10 protein-coding genes are annotated in these 15,516 nt (G+C 72.7%); 7 read left to right on the top strand and 3 right to left on the bottom strand.

Annotation, left to right across the window (positions count from 1 at the left end; genetic code table 11):
• The coding region (locus VFZ20_RS16350) for a pitrilysin family protein (protein WP_329684979.1) at positions 1-1,069 on the top strand (1,069 nt) is incomplete at its 5' end.
• Positions 1,059-2,372 (top strand): pitrilysin family protein, encoded by a 1,314-nt coding sequence (locus VFZ20_RS16345; protein ID WP_329684978.1) that lies wholly within the window; start codon positions 1,059-1,061, stop codon positions 2,370-2,372. The genes VFZ20_RS16350 and VFZ20_RS16345, both read left to right, overlap by 11 nt.
• Positions 2,373-2,685: 313 nt before the next feature.
• Here the strand turns inward: VFZ20_RS16345 and VFZ20_RS16340 are convergent, their stop codons facing one another.
• A complete protein-coding gene (locus VFZ20_RS16340; protein ID WP_329684977.1) occupies positions 2,686-2,994 on the bottom strand; it encodes a hypothetical protein in 309 nt (102 codons plus the stop codon).
• A gap of 222 nt (positions 2,995-3,216) precedes the next feature.
• On the opposite strand from VFZ20_RS16340, the gene VFZ20_RS16335 reads away from it, so the two are divergent.
• The 3 genes from VFZ20_RS16335 (at position 3,217) to VFZ20_RS16325 (ending at position 6,645) form a co-directional block, all read left to right on the top strand.
• A complete protein-coding gene (locus VFZ20_RS16335) occupies positions 3,217-4,218 on the top strand; it encodes an L-threonylcarbamoyladenylate synthase (protein ID WP_329684976.1) in 1,002 nt (333 codons plus the stop codon).
• Between the two features lie 311 nt (positions 4,219-4,529).
• Entirely contained in the window at positions 4,530-5,324 is a 795-nt protein-coding gene (locus tag VFZ20_RS16330) for a VOC family protein (RefSeq protein ID WP_329684975.1), read from the top strand.
• Positions 5,325-5,667: 343 nt separating this feature from the next.
• Positions 5,668-6,645 (top strand): hypothetical protein, encoded by a 978-nt coding sequence (locus tag VFZ20_RS16325; protein ID WP_329684974.1) that lies wholly within the window; start codon positions 5,668-5,670, stop codon positions 6,643-6,645.
• 94 nt (positions 6,646-6,739) lie between these two features.
• On the opposite strand, the gene VFZ20_RS16320 is transcribed toward VFZ20_RS16325, so the two are convergent.
• Positions 6,740-13,309: a CHAT domain-containing protein gene (locus VFZ20_RS16320; RefSeq protein ID WP_329684973.1), complete on the bottom strand. Its 6,570-nt coding sequence runs from the start codon at positions 13,307-13,309 to the stop codon at positions 6,740-6,742.
• 489 nt (positions 13,310-13,798) lie between these two features.
• Here VFZ20_RS16320 and VFZ20_RS16315 point away from each other — a divergent pair, with 489 nt between their 5' ends.
• Positions 13,799-14,404, top strand: coding sequence for a VanZ family protein (locus tag VFZ20_RS16315; protein ID WP_329684972.1), 606 nt, complete (start codon positions 13,799-13,801; stop codon positions 14,402-14,404).
• A 120-nt stretch (positions 14,405-14,524) separates the two neighbouring features.
• Positions 14,525-14,782, top strand: coding sequence for a hypothetical protein (locus tag VFZ20_RS16310; RefSeq protein ID WP_329684971.1), 258 nt, complete (start codon positions 14,525-14,527; stop codon positions 14,780-14,782).
• A 114-nt stretch (positions 14,783-14,896) separates the two neighbouring features.
• On the opposite strand, the gene VFZ20_RS16305 is transcribed toward VFZ20_RS16310, so the two are convergent.
• Positions 14,897-15,516 (bottom strand): SRPBCC family protein (locus VFZ20_RS16305; RefSeq protein WP_329684970.1); only part of this gene is annotated, 620 nt, incomplete at its 5' end.

The raw sequence follows: 15,516 nt of genomic DNA, 5'->3' as shown, positions 1-15,516 counted from the left end.
CAGCACCTGGCTGGACCGCACCAACTACTACGAGACCGTCCCCAGCACCGCCGTGGAGATGCCGCTCTGGCTGGAGCGCGACCGCATGGCCTTTCAGCTTCCCGCCATCACCACCGAGGTGCTGGAGGTGCAGCGCGGCGTGGTGATCAACGAGCGCCGCCAGTCGTACGAGAACCGCCCGTACGGCCTGGCCGACGAGCGGCTGCACGAGATGCTCTTCCCCCCGCACCACCCGTACTCGTGGCCCACCATCGGCTACATGCGCGACCTGGAGCAGATCACGCTGGAGGACGCGCGCGCATTCTATCAGACGTACTACACGCCCGGCAACGCGGTGCTCGTCTTCGCGGGCGACATCGAGCCGGAGCGGGCCTTCGCGCTCGCCGAACAGTACTTCGGCGACCTGCCGGCCGGGCCCGCGCCCGCGCCGCGCCCGGAGGCGGTCGAGCTGCCGCCCCCGCCCCGCGTGCCCCGCGAGGTGATGGAGGACGACGTCTCCTTTCCCCGCGTGTTCCAGGCGTTCGCCGTCCCGGGCTACGGGCACGAGGACTGGGTGCCGCTGGACGTGCTGGCCTACCTGCTGGCGGACGGCGACAGCTCGCGCCTGCAGCGCGCCCTGGTCCGTGACGGCCGGCTGGCGCAGGACGCCGACACGTACCTGTATCCCACGGCCCTCTGCGGCCTGTTCGGCCTGGTTGCGACAGCGCGGTCGGAGGTGGAGCCGGAAGCGCTGGAGTCCACCCTCCGCCGCGTGCTGGACGACGTGGCGCGCGACGGGGTGACGGACGACGAGGTGACGGGTGCCGTGCGCCGCGCCCGCCGGGACCACGCCAGCGAGATGGCCACGGTGGAGGAGCGCGCCGACGCCCTGGCCTACGCCGCCACCGTCCTGGGCGACCCGGACCGGCTGAACGGGGTGATGGCGGCGTACGAGCGCGTGACGCCCGAGGACGTGCGGCGCGTGGCCGCCCGATACCTGGCGCCGGACCGCGCGGCCACGCTCGTCGTGGTGCCCGGGCCGGAGTCGGACGCGGAGATGGACGACGAGGAGGTGGCCGATGCCGCCTGAGACGCTCGCCATCCTTCCGCCGCCCGTCCCCGGCGCGCCGCCCCGCCCCCGGGTTCCCGCCCCCGAGCGGTGGACGATGGCCAACGGGCTGCGCGTGGTCGCGCTCCCCAAGCACGGCATTCCGCAGGTGGTGCTGCGCCTGGCGCTGCCGGCCGGCGGCGCGGCGGATCCGCCCCAGCACCCCGGCACGGCGTCGCTCGTGGCGCACCTGCTGACGGAGGGCACGCAGTCCATGAGCGCGGACGAGCTCAACGCGCGGCTGGACCTGCTGGGCGCGGCCATGCACGCCAACGTGGGGCACGACTTCGCCGAGGTGGAGGCCATCCTCCTGTCCGAGACGCTGGAGGAGGGGATCGCCCTGCTGGCCGAGGTGGTCACCCGTCCCGCGTTCCCCGAGAAGGAGACGGAGCGCGTGCGCGCCGAGTCGCTGGACGCGCTCATCGCCCGCGGCGACGAGCCGGCCAACGTGGCGGACGACCGCGCCGCGCTGGAGGTGTTCGGCCCCGGCCACCCGTACGGGCACCCGTCGTTCGGTACGCCGGAGGGCATCCGCACGGTGCCGCGCGACACGCTGGCCGCGTTTCACGCCGAGCGCTACCGCCCCCGCGGCGCGTTCATCGTGGCGGCGGGCGACTTCGACACGGCGGAGTTGCGCGCCCGGCTGGAGGCGGGGTTCGCGGACTGGACGGGCGAGGCACCGCCCGTCGTCTATCCCGCGGGCACGCACGCGCCGGAGAACGCCGGCCGCGACGTCGTGACGCCGTGGGAGGATGCGGCGCAGTCGGAGATCCGCATCGCGGGGCCGGGGCTGGACCGCCGCTCGGACGACTGGCTGGCCGGGGCCGTGGCCAACTACATCCTGGGCGGGTCCACCATCACGGGCCGCCTGGGCGCCAACCTGCGCGAGGACAAGGGGTGGACGTACGGCGCCCGCAGCGCTTTTCACCCCGGCCTGGCGCTGGGGGGATGGGAGGCCAGCACGGCCGTGGACGTGGAGGTGACGGCGGACGCCGTGCGGGAGATGCTGGGCGAGATGCGGCGGATGACGGAGGCCGTGGTGCCGGACGACGAGCTGCGCCGGGCCAAGGACGCGCTGATCCTGTCGCTGCCGCGGATGTTCGAGACGCCCGGCGGGCTGGCGGGCCGGTTCGTGACGGTGGAGGCGTTCGGGCTGCCGGACGACTACTGGGACCGCTACGCCGACCGCATCGAGGCCGTGACGGCGGAGGACGTGCTGCGGATCGCGCGGCGGTGCTTTGACCCCGAGCGGCTGGTGCGGGTGGTGGTGGGCGGGGGGATGTGACGGCGTAACCGCGGGGATGCGCATCGGGAAAGGTCGGGTGCGCATCCCCAGCCCTCGCCGGAGCGGCTGAAGCCGCCGCAACGACTGCGGAAAGCCTCACAAACTGCGTGAGGCTTCAACGGCTGGTTCGTGGCTTCGGTGTACGGTGCCCGACCCGTGCTGGGGCAGTCCGCGACGGCGGACTTCGCGAATTTCCAGCGGCGAATTCATTCGCTCCGGTTGGGGGACGGCCCTCCCCGAAAAAGAGACGCCCGCCGCGGACGCATGGGCATCCGCGGCGGGCATTGAGAGCGGCGATCAGCCGGGGCGGCGGCTAGAAGACGGTGCCGCCCTGCTCGCCGCGCCACACGGCGTCGTCGTCGGCCTCGTCGCGGACCTCGGCCAGCTCCAGCACGGGGGCGGGGTGGCGGTGCGAGTAGCGCATCATCCCCTCCCACCCGCAAGCGGTGCACCAGCGGCGTCCCATGAAGCGGCGCACGGCCCCGAGCATCCGGTGTCGCAGCAGCAGGGTCTCTCCACCGCACCGCGGACAGTCGCGGCCGGAAGGCAGCAGGGCCACGAGCAGCGCCAGCGGCGCCAGCAGCATCACCACCCAGAGCGCCGTCATGAACATCCAGAACATCGCGTCCTCCCGCCGCCGCGCGCGGCCATTCCCTGTGCTGATCGCCGGTCCGGATCGGGGGGCAGCTCGCCGCTCCGCCGCCGACGCTCTCGTCCCGTCGCTGAGGCAACTCCCGTACCCGCTTTCCGCGCACCCGAGGGGCCCGTCTACGGCGGCCCCTGGCTTGCACTTGCGCCCCGGCTTCGCGCCGGTCCGGCACGGTTGCAGCGCGCTGACCGATCCATGATTCTGCTCCCCGTAGATCCCGCCCGGCCCGACGCGGCGGCGCTCGCCCCGGCCGCCGAGACGCTGCGCCGCGGCGGCCTCGTGGCGTTCCCCACGGAGACGGTGTACGGCCTGGGCGCGCACGCCCTGGACCCCGCCGCCGTGGCGCGCATCTACGCCGCCAAGGGCCGCCCGGGATACAACCCGCTCATCGTCCACGTGGCGGACGCCGACGCCGCCCGCGCCCTCTCGTCGGCCTGGCCCGCGGAGGCGGACGCGCTGGCCGCCGCCTTCTGGCCCGGCCCGCTGACGCTCGTGGTCCCCAGGCACCCGTCCGTTCCGGATTCCGTCACGGCCGGCCTGCCCAGCGTGGCGCTCCGCGTTCCCGCGCACCCGGTGGCGCACGCCCTGCTGCGCGCGGCCGGCGTTCCCGTGGCGGCGCCCAGCGCCAACCGCTCCACGGAGGTGTCCCCCACGACGGCGCAGCACGTGGCGCGCAGCCTGGGCGAGCGGGTGGACGTGATCGTGGACGGCGGCCCCTGCCCCGTGGGCATCGAGTCCACCGTGCTCAGCCTCGTCGGCGGCGTGCCCACGCTGCTGCGTCCGGGGACGATCTCGGTGGATGACCTGCGCCCCGTGATCGGCGAGGTGGCCCTGCCCTCGGCCGAGCCGCACGCCACCGCCGCGCGCCCCTCGCCGGGGATGATGGACCGGCACTACGCGCCCCGCGCGCCGCTGCACCTGTTCAACGATCCGGCGGAGGTCCGCTCTGACGCCGGGGAGAAGACAGTGGTGCTGGTGATGCCGGACGCCCCCCGCCCCGCCCTGCCCTTCGGGGCGGACGTGATGGAGATGCCGGCGGACCCGCGGACGTACGCGTCGCGGCTGTATTCCCTGCTGCACGAGCTGGACGAGCGAGGCTATGCGCGCGTGTGGGTGCAGCCGCCGCCGGACGCGCCCGCGTGGGCCGGCGTGCGCGACCGCCTGCGCCGCGCGGCGAGCCCTCACCCGCTCGCCTAGGCTCGCACCCTCTCCCGCAAACGGCGCGGGAGAGGGTGTAGACTTCAACGAGCTTCCTGCACCCTGGCGAAGGACCGCGCGAAGCGCAGTTCTCCCCCTCCCCCGCGAAGCGGGGGCAGGGGGTCGGGGGGTGGGGGCCCTCGGCGCGCCGGGGACAGCCTGCAACTCCGCTGGAGCCTAACCACCTCGCGTCCACTCCGCGCACGTTTACGAAGTCTCTGGACGCTTCGTCTGTTTCGGCTTATCTTCGGTTCCGCTCGCGTGAACCCGCGGCGCGCCGACTCCGCATCCTTCACCCCTGGAGGTACCGCATGCCCACGATGACCGCCCATGCGCCCGGCACCTTTTCCTGGACCGACCTGGCCGCGCACGACCCGCGGGCGGCGGAGCGGTTCTACACGGCGCTCTTTGGCTGGACGGCCCGGCACGACCGCTTCGGCCCGGAGGAGGACGAGGTGTACGTGATGCTCCAGAAGGACGGCCGGGACGTCGCCGCGCTGTACAAGATGGATCCCACGCAGCAGTCGCAGGGAATCCCCTCGTCGTGGCTCAACTACGTGACCGTCGAGAACGCGGAGCAGGCCGCCGCCAGGGCACGCGGCCTGGGCGGGATGGTGCTGGCGGACGCCTTCGAGGTGATGGACTTCGGGCGGATGGCGCTGCTCTCCGACCCCACGGGCGCCGTGTTCGCCGCGTGGGAGCCGGGCAGGCACATCGGCGCGGGGGTCAAGGACGAGCCGGGGACGATGTGCTGGAACGAGCTGTCCACGCGCGACACCGCCCGCGCCGGCGAGTTCTACGCGGGGCTGTTCGGCTGGGAGCCGCGGCCGTTCGACGGCGGGAACCTGCCCTACACCATGTTCATGCGGGGCGACGCGCAGGCGGGAGGTATGTACCCCATCACCCCCGACATGGGCGACATGCCGACGGCGTGGGCGCCCTACTTTGCCGTGGACGACACGGACGAGACGGCGCGCCGCGTGGAGGAGCTGGGGGGCCGCGTGCTGCATCCGCCGTTCGACCTGACGGTGGGCCGCTGGGCCCTGCTGCAGGACCCCCAGGGCGCCATGTTCAACGTCATCCGCCCCGTTCCGCGGGCCTCCTGACGCGCGTCTCGGGCAGGCAGGCTCAAGGGGAGAACGGATGACGCCGAAACTCTTTCCGAACGCGCCCGTAACACTCGCGGGCGCAGGCACTTCGGTGTGAGCTGCGCCCGCTGCCGGCAGTGGATGGGTCGACCGACCCGGGTCAACCGACTCATGTGCCTCCGGCAGAGGCAGGCTATCGTTCGAGTACGTCGGGAGCACGCTGGCCGGCGCATCATCCTGAGGTCCAGGCGTACCTGGCGCATGCAGAAGAGCGCATGTAAACTGGTGCGGCGCCTGATGATCTGCCACCGGCGCATCTGATTTTCCACCCCTTCACGGGGCACCCGCCATGACCGTTGGAATGAACCTTCGCAGCTTTGGAATCCTGTCCGCCTTCGCGCTGCTGGCCAGCGCCACGGCCGTCGACAGCCTTGACGCCCAGATCGGCGGCCGCCTGCGCGGCGCCGTGGGCCGTGTGACCGGCGGCCGCCTGAGCGTGGACCAGCTGCTGCCCGGCGGCAACCACCCCATCACCACCAGCCTGGAAGACGCGCGCTGGGCGGTGGACTCGCTGGACAACTTCACGCCGCGCGAGGCCAAGCGCTCCATGCTGGAGCTGCAGCGCACGCCCAACGGCGGGTTCGTGCTGCAGCCCGGCTACTGGGAGATGCACACGCAGAGCTACTGCCTCAAGGCCGGCACGCACGGCCCCGGCGGCGGCGACGGCTACCTGTACGCGCCTACCAGGGGCCCGGCCGAGGACGCCGTGATGACCATCCTGCGCAACTCGGTGAACCACCCCGAGATCGCGCAGCACGACATCCAGACGCTGCTGTGGGCCATCATCGCCCGCGCCAAGTTCGAGGACCTGAGCACCCAGCACAAGGCGATCGCCTCGCGCCTGCTTACGCCGCAGCAGCTGGCGCAGCTCAACCGAAGCGCGCTGGACCTGATCCCCGGCGACGAGATGGGCGCGCTGATGAACCGCGTGCCCGGCCCGGTGCGGGCCATCGTGCAGGCCGAGGCGGACCTGCGCCGCATGCTGGCGGACCCCACGGCCAGCTTTGCCGACATGGAGCGCGTGGCGGTGCTCACGGGTGCCGTGGGCATGGGCCCGGGCAGCCGCGAGGTGCCCAGCGGCCGCTGGTCGCTGCACCCGGACGGGTACTACGTGCGGTACCTGCCGCAGGGCTACAGCTACACGGTCACGCAGATCTGGGTGCCGCAGGGCAGCCCGGCCGTGGGCAAGGAGTACGACCCGGCCACGCACATCGCCACGCCGGGCAACACGTCGCGCCAGCGCCTGGTGCAGTCCGGCCGCGCACGCCAGGCGAACTGAGCCCGACGGACGGCGGATGAACGGAGCGGGCCGGCAGCGATGCCGGCCCGCGTTCGTTTTCCCGCCGCGGCTGCCGCGCGGCCCCGCAGGGCGCCTACGGCGGCGTGGCCGGCCAGCCCGTCCACCCGCTCTGGCTCTGCTGCAGCGTGGTGGCCTGATCACCCAGCCAGATCTCGGCCAGCAGCCGCGCGAAATGCTGGTCCAGGCGTGGCAGCTGCGGAAGGTTGGTGCGGGAATGGTGCTCGAACCAGACGGTGCGCCGCGCCCCCTCGCTGTCCTTGGCCCGGGTGAGCGCGCGGATGATCAGCTCGCGGTCCTCGGGCGTGGTCTCGCCGTGCAGGTAGGCGTTCTTCAGCACGCGGCCCATGGCGTACGCCACCACGCCGCTCTCGTCGTCCAGCCGCTCGATCACGTCCTGGATGAAGCCGTGGTTCACGTCGCGCAGACGGGCCAGCACACGGAACGCCGTCGCCCGCACGGGGGCGGTGTCCTTCACCGCGCGCACCAGGCACTCCAGGAGCTCCGGTCCGGCCGAGGACACGCTGACCAGAAGCTCCAGCGCCGCCACCCGGTCGGGCCATCCGGACGCATGCTTCGCCGCCTCCCACAGCCTCGGCTCCAGACCGGGTGGCAGATGCACGTTGCCGCGGATGAGCGACGGGATCTTCGCGCTGATCGCCGCCGCGACGTGCAGCAGGTGGTCGCGGTGGTCGCCCTGCAGATCGTCGGAGGGGCCGGACACGGGCTCCGGCTCGCACAGCCACTCCAGGAAGAACTCCAGCGCCGCCACCGCCCATCGGATCTCGACCTGCGCCCCCAGCTGGTGGACCAGCGCGTAGTTGAAGAAGTGCCGGGATTCCGCGATCCGCCTGCACCCGGCGACGAAGTCTTCCAGCGTTCCCCCCACCAGGTCGGCCACACGGAGCGGGCACCGCGCCTCGATGGCTGCGATGAAGGCTTCGCGGCGCACGGGTGCCCCCCCGCCCGCCTCCCAGAGCTCCTGGAACACCGCCAGGTAGTCGCCGGAGCCGGGGACGAAGTGCGGCCGCGCGACCAGCTCCGCCAGCGCAGGCGCGGCAAGGGCCTCGCGGATCCCCCGGAAGCGCTCTTCCGTCACCGTGTTGTTGTACGCGGCGAAGAACACCAGCCGCAGCAAGGTGTGCTGCATCGCGGGCTCCGTCTCCCCGGCGAGATTCTGCAGCAGGCACTCCCACGACGGGGCGTCCAGGACCTTCAGGCTGCGGATGATCCGCCGCGCGTTCTCTGCCGTTTCATCTTCTACTCTGGCGGCGTCGACCAGGGCCTGCAGTCCGCCGCGGCTGTCCGCCACGAAGTCCTGTGCGAACCAGTAGAGATCATTCACCCCCACCCTGCCGCGCGCCTGCGCCGCACGGACGGCCTGCCCCCACGCCAGAAGGTACCGCACGCCCAGCCGGCTGAACCGCTGGCGCCGCCACTGTGGGGTGACCAGCGGATGGCGGATGCACTGGACGGCGCGGTACCGGGTGCGGTCGTCGCGAAGCTCCACCAGCTCCACCCAGTCGCCCAGCCAGCGACGTGGAACGTGGCCCAGGATCTCGGCGCAGATGAGCTTTCCGTATCGTGCCACCCCCGGGTCCGCGTGCGCCGCCCAGCGCACGGCGAAGGGGAGCATCTGGGGGGCGGGATTCACGCAAAGTGGCAGCAGCTCCAGCACCTCGCCAACCGCCCCCTCACCCAGCCGCTCGTCGATCGTCAGTCCCACGATCGGCGTGAGGTCGAACGCCTCCAGCCGCCCCAGCGCGAGCAGGGGGCCCACCGGAGCCTCCCGGCGCAGGTACCGCGTCCACAGCTGCGCGGCGTTGGGGCCGTGGTCCGCGCCCATGGCCAGCAGCGCCTCTTCCAGCAGCACGCGCGTGTGCAGGGCGCAGAACGCGGCGAACTCCGGCGTTTCGGGCAGCGCCTTGCCGGCCAGCTGGCGGAACGCGCCGCTGTCGCGCCCGCGCGCCCAGTCGCGACAGGTGGGCGACTCGATGGCTTTGACGCGCTTTTCAAAGCTTCGGTGCGCCGCGGGGACCAGTTCGGCCAGCGGCAGCAGCTCGCGCAGGGTCTCGGCCGCCAGCAGCGGATCGGCGACCTCTCCCGCGGAGCGCACCGCCTGGAGGATGAGCCCGACGCGCTCGCCGAACTCCGAGGCGAAGACGGCGCGCGCGACGGCCAGCGAGCGGTGCACCGGGTCGGTAACGGCGGAGAGCGCGGCCTCCCACTGCCGCCGGACCTCCACCGCCGCATTCCAGTCCGCTTTCTCGTCCAGAAACAGCTCCAGCGTGGCACGGTGCAGCTGCTCCAGCACCAGCAGTCGGGCATGCGGATCGACGATGGCGTCCACCGCGGCCGTCAGCGCGGCACGGACCCGCGCCAGGTCGTCTTCCGGGGCGTAGGGAAGCATCCGCACCAGGAAGCGGGCGCGGTGGAGCGGGGATTCCATCTCCGCGGTGGTCTGGAGGATGCGCTCCTCGAAGCCGATGAGCGCGTCGTCGGCGATGCACCGCGTGGATCCCGGCCCCGGCCCGCCCACCATCCACCGGATCGCCCGGCACTCGGCGGCGAGTGCGGGAAGCTCGGTTTCCACGCGCGACAGCAGCGCCTCCACCAGGGGCCGGGTGAGCGGCACGGCGTGCCAGGGGGAGCGGCTGAAGACCGTGAGGGCGTGGAAGGGAACGTCGTCCGGTCCCAGGTTCTCCGGCGGCTGCGGGTAGAACCACTCCACGGAGACGGCGGCGGCGTTCTGCCGGTTGGACAGCGCGCCCGCAGTGGCCAGCTCGCAGGCGGCGTGCAGCCAGCTTCGGTCCCGGGCCAGCGCCGCGCCGTACCGCTCCAGGACCGCGGCCCCGTCCTGCGTCAGGTTGCGCGCGCTCGTTTCCTCCAGCAGCAGGCCGTTGCAGGCGAACACCCACCACTCCGCCAGCGCGGCACCGTCCTGCCGCAGGTACGGAAAGCGCTGCGGCAGCACGGCCACGTTCACCGGGTTCACGGTGCTCAGGGCCCGGACCACGGCCTTGAGCGCGATTCGCCAGAACGACACCGCCGTGCGCGTGTCGGCCGTCTGCACGCCTGTCCGCTGGAGCAGGCCAAAGAGCGCCGGCGTGCCCCGGTGAATGCCGTCCTCCAGCAGCGCCGCGCGCTGCCGGAGCAGCCGGATGAACGCCGGGTTCCGCGCCTGCGTGGACAGCCCCGTCACGTCCGCCCCCGACTCGGCCACGAGCAGGAGGTAGCGCTCCTCGTTGTTCATGGTGAGGAAGTACTGGCCAAGGGAGCGCAGGCGCGTGCCCCATCCGGGCTCGCCGTCGGGAAAGTCGAAGACCTCGGGGGAAAGGCGCGGATTGACGGAGAGCGCGTACCGCCAGCCGAGTGACGGCGGCACCCGTGCCTGCGCCGAGGCGCGCCCGAAGTCCGAGTCCATGTGCACGGCGATGCCGTAGATGGCGTCGCCTTCGCCCCAGTAGTCCTGCAGAAAGGGAAGCCAAGCGTCGCGCACCCCGTCGTCCAGCACCAGGAACTTCTCGAACAGTCGGTACTGCGACAGGTAGACCGAGTCGCGGTAGTCGATGCACGCGGTGAGCGCCAGCGTCCTGCGCGCGAACACGGCCTCGCGCTGCAGCGCCGCCTGGCAGGCCGGGTGCGCCAGCCGCGCGCGGCCCCGGTCGGCCCCGAGCTCCGCCACCTGGTCCAGCAAATCGGAGTCTTCCATCGCCGTCAGCACCAGCGCCAGGCAGCGGTGGACGGGCCAGCCGAGCGCTTCGTCGTCCACGTGGCGCGCGCGGACCAGCAGCTCCACCATGGCGGGGCTCACCCATTCCGTCAGGGGCCGGATGGCGCCCAGCCGCACGAGGATCTCGGCGGCGCCGGCCGCCACGCCGGCGCCGATCTCCTCCAGCGCCACCGTAAGCCCCGTGGAGACGAGCTGCGGGGGCAGCCGCAGCAGGGCGGCACGAAAGGCCGGCCACAGCGGCTCGCGCAGGTGGGCGTCGCGCGAAAAGGCGACCAGGACGTGGCGCGCCAGCAGCTGCACGAACTCCGGATCCTCGGGCCGGGGCAGCGTGGGGGCGGCCTCCAGCAGCAGCAGGAGCGTAACGGGAAACGGCGGCGCCTCGCTCACCTCGGCGGCCAGGCTCTCCGCGGCCAGCCGCCGAAAGCCGGCGGGGTCCAGCAGCTGCAGGTGCGCCAGCCCGTGCCAGGTAACCTCGCGCCACTGGATGAGCTGCTGGGGGCTGCGCAGGAACCCGCGCAGCCGCGCCCAGTCGCCCTCGCGGGTGCCGTCGGCCGCGTTGCCCTCCGCCAGCAGGCGCCCCGCCAGGTACTCCTGGATGCTGCGGTGCTGAAAGGCGAACACGCGGTGGGCGCGCTGCACCAGGAACCCCGAGTGCTGGGCCAGCAGCGGGATCATGAAGCGCGTGAACGTCTCCACCGTGTCGCACACCCCCTCCCACGGGATGCGCAGCCGCTTCGCCACCTCCTCCACGATGCGCCCCAGCCGCCGCTCGTCCACGTCGCCGGTCTGCAGCTCGCGGTCCTCGTGGATGGCCAGGGCCACCTCCTTCAGCACGCGCAGCAGCTGGCCGCGCTCCCGCACCAGCCGGCCCAGCGCCTCGTCCGTGGTCCCGGGGGCCCAGCTCCGCTCGTGCTGCCAGCGCTCCAGCAGCAGGTCCACGGCGTGGCCGTAGATCTCCGTGCGCGACTTGGGAAGCACGCGGCCCAGCCGCTCCGGGTCGCCCCGCTCCTGCTCCGGCAGCACGCGCCAGGAGCTGAGCGCCACCGACGCCACGAGGCCCGCGATCTGCGGCGTGGTCACCTCGCGGCTCAGCCGCGGGTCCGCGTCCACCTCGCGGCGCAGCACGTCGCAAAAGCGCTCCGCAGACGGGCCCAGCGCCTGGTCGGCCCCGCCCGCGACCACGGCCCCCGTCCAGTGGCGAAAGAACTCCCGCCGCTCCGCCCCCCGCATGGGCTCGATGGTAAAGTGCGTGAGCTCGCCCGGCAGCAGGCTGTTGAAGTCGTACCCCTTGATGCGCGAGGTCACCAGCAGGGCGTTGCGCGGCAGCGGCACCCCCGCGCCGTCCACCCCCGGGCGAAACGCCTGCGCCAGGCCGCGGATCTGCTCCAGCACCGTGTCGCGGATGCGTTCCTTCCACCGGGGCAGCCCCAGGCCGTGGTGGGCGTGCGCCGCGTCCGGCAGCTCGTCCAGCCCATCCAGGATCACCAGGAGCCGCCCCTCGCGGTCCATGGCCTCCAGGTACCGCCGGAGCGCCGCCCGGTGCGCTCCCGGCGAAACGGCCTGGAGCACGCGCCCCGTGACGTAGGCGTGCAGGTCGGCCCCATCGTCCAGCGCGTCGCGGCCCAGCAGGAACTCCGCGTACTCCGAGACGCGCACCAGCACGGGAAGCCGGGTGCCGGGGATGACGACGGGCGCGCCCGCCTGGTCCTTTTCCTCGGCGAACACGTCGCTCCGCTGGATGGACAGGTGCGGGTGGCCGTCCCGCAGCGCGGCGGCCATGTGGATGGCCAGCCACCGGGCGATGGTGGTCTTTCCGCTGCCCGGGTCGCCCAGGATCACGAGCCGGAAGTCGATGGAGGCGACCGCCCTGACGGCCTGCGCAAAGTTCAGCGACGCCCGTTCCGAGCGCGCCTCCTGGGGCGTGCGGGTCTCGCGGGCGTGCCGGCGCCCGGCCAGGTAGCGGGCCTCGTCAAAGCCCGCCTGCTCGCGGAGAACGGCGGCGTCCCGCCCGGCGGCCACGCGCTGCGGCCGCGTGCTGATCTCGCCGCGCAGCCCCACGAACAGCTTCTCCAGGTCTACCGCCGTGGGCCGCAGGTCGCCCCCGAACGCGGGAAAGCTGATCCTGCCGTGGTCCGCGATCAGGTCTTCCAGGTACAGGTCGCGCGCCCGGGCCGCGCTCCCGGCGTCGGGGTCCGCGCCGGGGGAGACGGGCGGATGGACCGGGACCGCCTCGCGCTCCCCGCCCGGGGGATGCGCGCCGGACCCGTTCACCAGGAACACCCGGGCGGGATCCACGCCCTCGCGCACCAGCAGCCGCGGCGTGCCGTGCTCCCGGATGTCTTCCAGCTGCAGGGCGGCGGTTCCCTGGTCGAACGCGTCCTGGACCGAGCGCCCGAATCCCAGCGCCCGGTAGAACGACGCGGCAAAGGTGATGGCGGCCTCGTCGCTGAACTCGCGCCGCATGCCGATGGCGCAGTCGATCACCCCCACGATCCCCCGGGCCTGGGCCTCCGTGTAGCAGGCGTTCAGCACGACGACGCGGATGTCGTCCTTGAGGGTCCGGAACAGGCTGCCCAGTGCGCCGGGGGAGATGGCGTGGGACGCCCCGTGCTTTCCCTCCACGAGGATCTCGCCGGCCGCGCTGCCGTGCCCGCTGAAGTGCACCACCTGCGGGCGAAAGCGGTTCAGCGCCTGCAGCAGGTCGTCCGCGCGGACGGCCAGCTGGGGGGTGAACTCCAGCAGGTCCCGGTACTCCGCCGCCCGGACCTTGTCGCCGATCTCGCGGAGCTCCTCGTCAATGCGCAGCCGGGGATGCGGGGTGCCGCGGGACCGGCCCGCGTCCGGGGACCGGGGATCGGCGGCAAGGAACAGGACCTTGACCTTGGATATGCCATCCGCCGTACGAGAAGGCATCGCCATTCATCCGGGTCGTGGGGGTGACGTAAAGGACCAGGGGGCTGGCCAGGATTTTCAGGGCGTGCATGAAGGGTCCGCGCGCCGCAGCGGACGTCCCGCGATTGGTTCGATGACCCGGGGCCGGATTCATGGGCTCCGGCGAAGCCGGGCCCCCCGTGATACTGAGGCCCGGCGAACCCGGGGGCCAGCCCTGTCTCGCTCCCGCCCCTCCCCCGCCCTGTCGCCATCGGCGCCGGAGAACGCGTGGCGCGGCCGCGCTCCCGGGCCATGGACGATTAGAGGGACTTGCGTTGCGGCAATTGCGATCCGGTGAAGGATGGCAGGCGCGGGGACGGTCCGCGCATCCCGCGCGCGACGCTGCGATGCGGGCGGGGCGGACCGGTTCCTGTCCTGTCCCCGTATCCGTGCCCGTGATCATCCACGCCGCGACCACGCACGCCGCCCACGGAAGCCGCGGCCAGCTCCCCCAGCCAGCGAGACGCCGACATGGTCCCCCGGTTCATGTATCCGCTGCTCCCGTACCGCTCCATGCTCGTTCCGTTTCTCGCCGTGGGCGCGGTCGCCGTTCCCTGCTGGCTCGCCGTTCGGCTCCATCGCGTTCGGAGCCCGGGAATCCGCCTGTCGGTCCGCCGCGAGATGCTGCTCCTGGCGTTCGTGGTCTACCTGTCGGGCCTCGCCTCTGCCACGCTCACGCCCAACCATGGCCCGCGCGCCCGCGCCGAGGCCGCGGCCCTCGTGCTCCGTCCCGATCCGGCATCGCTCACCTGCTCCGCCCCGAGCCTGCCCCGGGGTTCAACGGAGCGGTCGTTCTGCGTGAGGAACGCGCGGGGGAACGTCGTCCTCTTCTTTCCGTTCGGCCTCCTGCTCCCGCTGGTGTGGCCCGGTCTGCGCGTTCGAAGGGGGATGCAGACAGCGCTGGCGCTTTCGGTGGGCATCGAGCTCGTCCAGTACCTTTCGAGGGCATGGGGGAGCTACCGGACCGCGGACGTCAACGACGTCATCCTCAACGTCCTGGGGGCGGGCCTGGGCCTGGGAGTCATGTATCTGCCGCGGCTGCGCCGGGGTCCCCGCCCGGACCCGTCCGCCCGCTGAAGCTTCGGCCGGCCCCGCAAGCTCCTTCGGCGGCCGTGGGGAAATCATGGTGCATCGGGGAAGCCGAACGTTACCTTTCCCCCGTCCATAGGGGAGAACACGACAACGAGGAGCGAACGGATGCGCAAGCTGCGGCTGGACGTGGAGGCTCTCCACGTGGAAGGATTCGAAGTCGACCCGGGGCACGACGCCCGGGGCACCGTGCTGGCGGCGCAATCGGACATCTGCATGACCGCGGTGGGGGACATCACGTGTTCCCAGACCAGCCTGAGCTGCGACCCCAGCTGGCTTTCCATCACGTACTGCCCCACGGCCCGTCCCTGCGACACCGATCCCCCGATGAGCCAGTATTGCCCGGAGGAGGACCCGGAAGGATGACCGGCGGATGAAGCCGCCGTGAGCGCGGCCGTCCGGCCGCATTCGAACACGACGCGCGCGGGCTCCCGGGGCGACTGCCCCGGGAGCCCGCGTTTCTTCCGGACGCCGCGGCCGTCAGCGCGGCGGGTCCGCGAAGTACGCCTGGATGTCCGCGATCTCCTGCTCGAACAGCGCGGCCCACGTGTCCACCGCCGACGGATCGTCGAACGTGATGTCGCGAGTGAAGGTGATGACGGTGTGCGTGTTGTCCGCCGGGTCCAGCGAGATGGTCGCCGTGTAGCTCCGCAGGCCGAGCGTGGGAAAGACCACGCGATAGCCGAACACCCGTTCGCGCACGTCGCGCAGGGTGACCTCTTCCACCACCGTGGCGCCCAGCGCCTGGAACGAGTAGCGCGACGGCACCCGCCCCGGGTTGCCGCCGTCCAGCCACTGGAAGTCGGTGGCGGCGGGCAGGGCAATCTCCAGCAGCGTGCGGATGTCGCCGATGCGGGCCCACGCGGCCCCCTCCGGCGCGTCCAGCAGGGCCGTGCTCGTAAAGCGGAAGCCGCCGTCCGGCAGCGGCGTCACGTTGGAAACGGGCGGCTGCGTGGCGCCGTGACTGGCGAAGATCTCCGCCCCCGCGGCGCGGGCGGACGGGTCCGCGTCGCTGGGCGACAGGCAGCCCGCGAGCGCGGCGGCGAGAACGGTGGTGGCGAGGATGGGGCGGGTGCGGCGCATGGAGCCTCGTGGGGTCG

Origin of the sequence: Longimicrobium sp. (genome assembly GCF_036280135.1) — a bacterium.
Lineage (GTDB): Bacteria > Gemmatimonadota > Gemmatimonadetes > Longimicrobiales > Longimicrobiaceae > Longimicrobium.
The sequence above is the reverse complement of the archived record's forward strand: the minus strand, read 5'-3'. Positions and strand labels throughout refer to the sequence as shown.

What these genes read in the sequence shown, in the direction of transcription:
- VFZ20_RS16345 (WP_329684978.1), top strand. Translation starts at nt 1,059, where the DNA reads ATGCCGCCTGAGACGCTCGCCATCCTTCCGCCGCCCGTCCCCGGCGCG.
- VFZ20_RS16340 (WP_329684977.1), bottom strand. Translation starts at nt 2,994, where the DNA reads ATGTTCTGGATGTTCATGACGGCGCTCTGGGTGGTGATGCTGCTGGCG.
- VFZ20_RS16335 (WP_329684976.1), top strand. Translation starts at nt 3,217, where the DNA reads ATGATTCTGCTCCCCGTAGATCCCGCCCGGCCCGACGCGGCGGCGCTC.
- VFZ20_RS16330 (WP_329684975.1), top strand. Translation starts at nt 4,530, where the DNA reads ATGCCCACGATGACCGCCCATGCGCCCGGCACCTTTTCCTGGACCGAC.
- VFZ20_RS16325 (WP_329684974.1), top strand. Translation starts at nt 5,668, where the DNA reads ATGAACCTTCGCAGCTTTGGAATCCTGTCCGCCTTCGCGCTGCTGGCC.
- VFZ20_RS16320 (WP_329684973.1), bottom strand. Translation starts at nt 13,309, where the DNA reads ATGCCTTCTCGTACGGCGGATGGCATATCCAAGGTCAAGGTCCTGTTC.
- VFZ20_RS16315 (WP_329684972.1), top strand. Translation starts at nt 13,799, where the DNA reads ATGGTCCCCCGGTTCATGTATCCGCTGCTCCCGTACCGCTCCATGCTC.
- VFZ20_RS16310 (WP_329684971.1), top strand. Translation starts at nt 14,525, where the DNA reads ATGCGCAAGCTGCGGCTGGACGTGGAGGCTCTCCACGTGGAAGGATTC.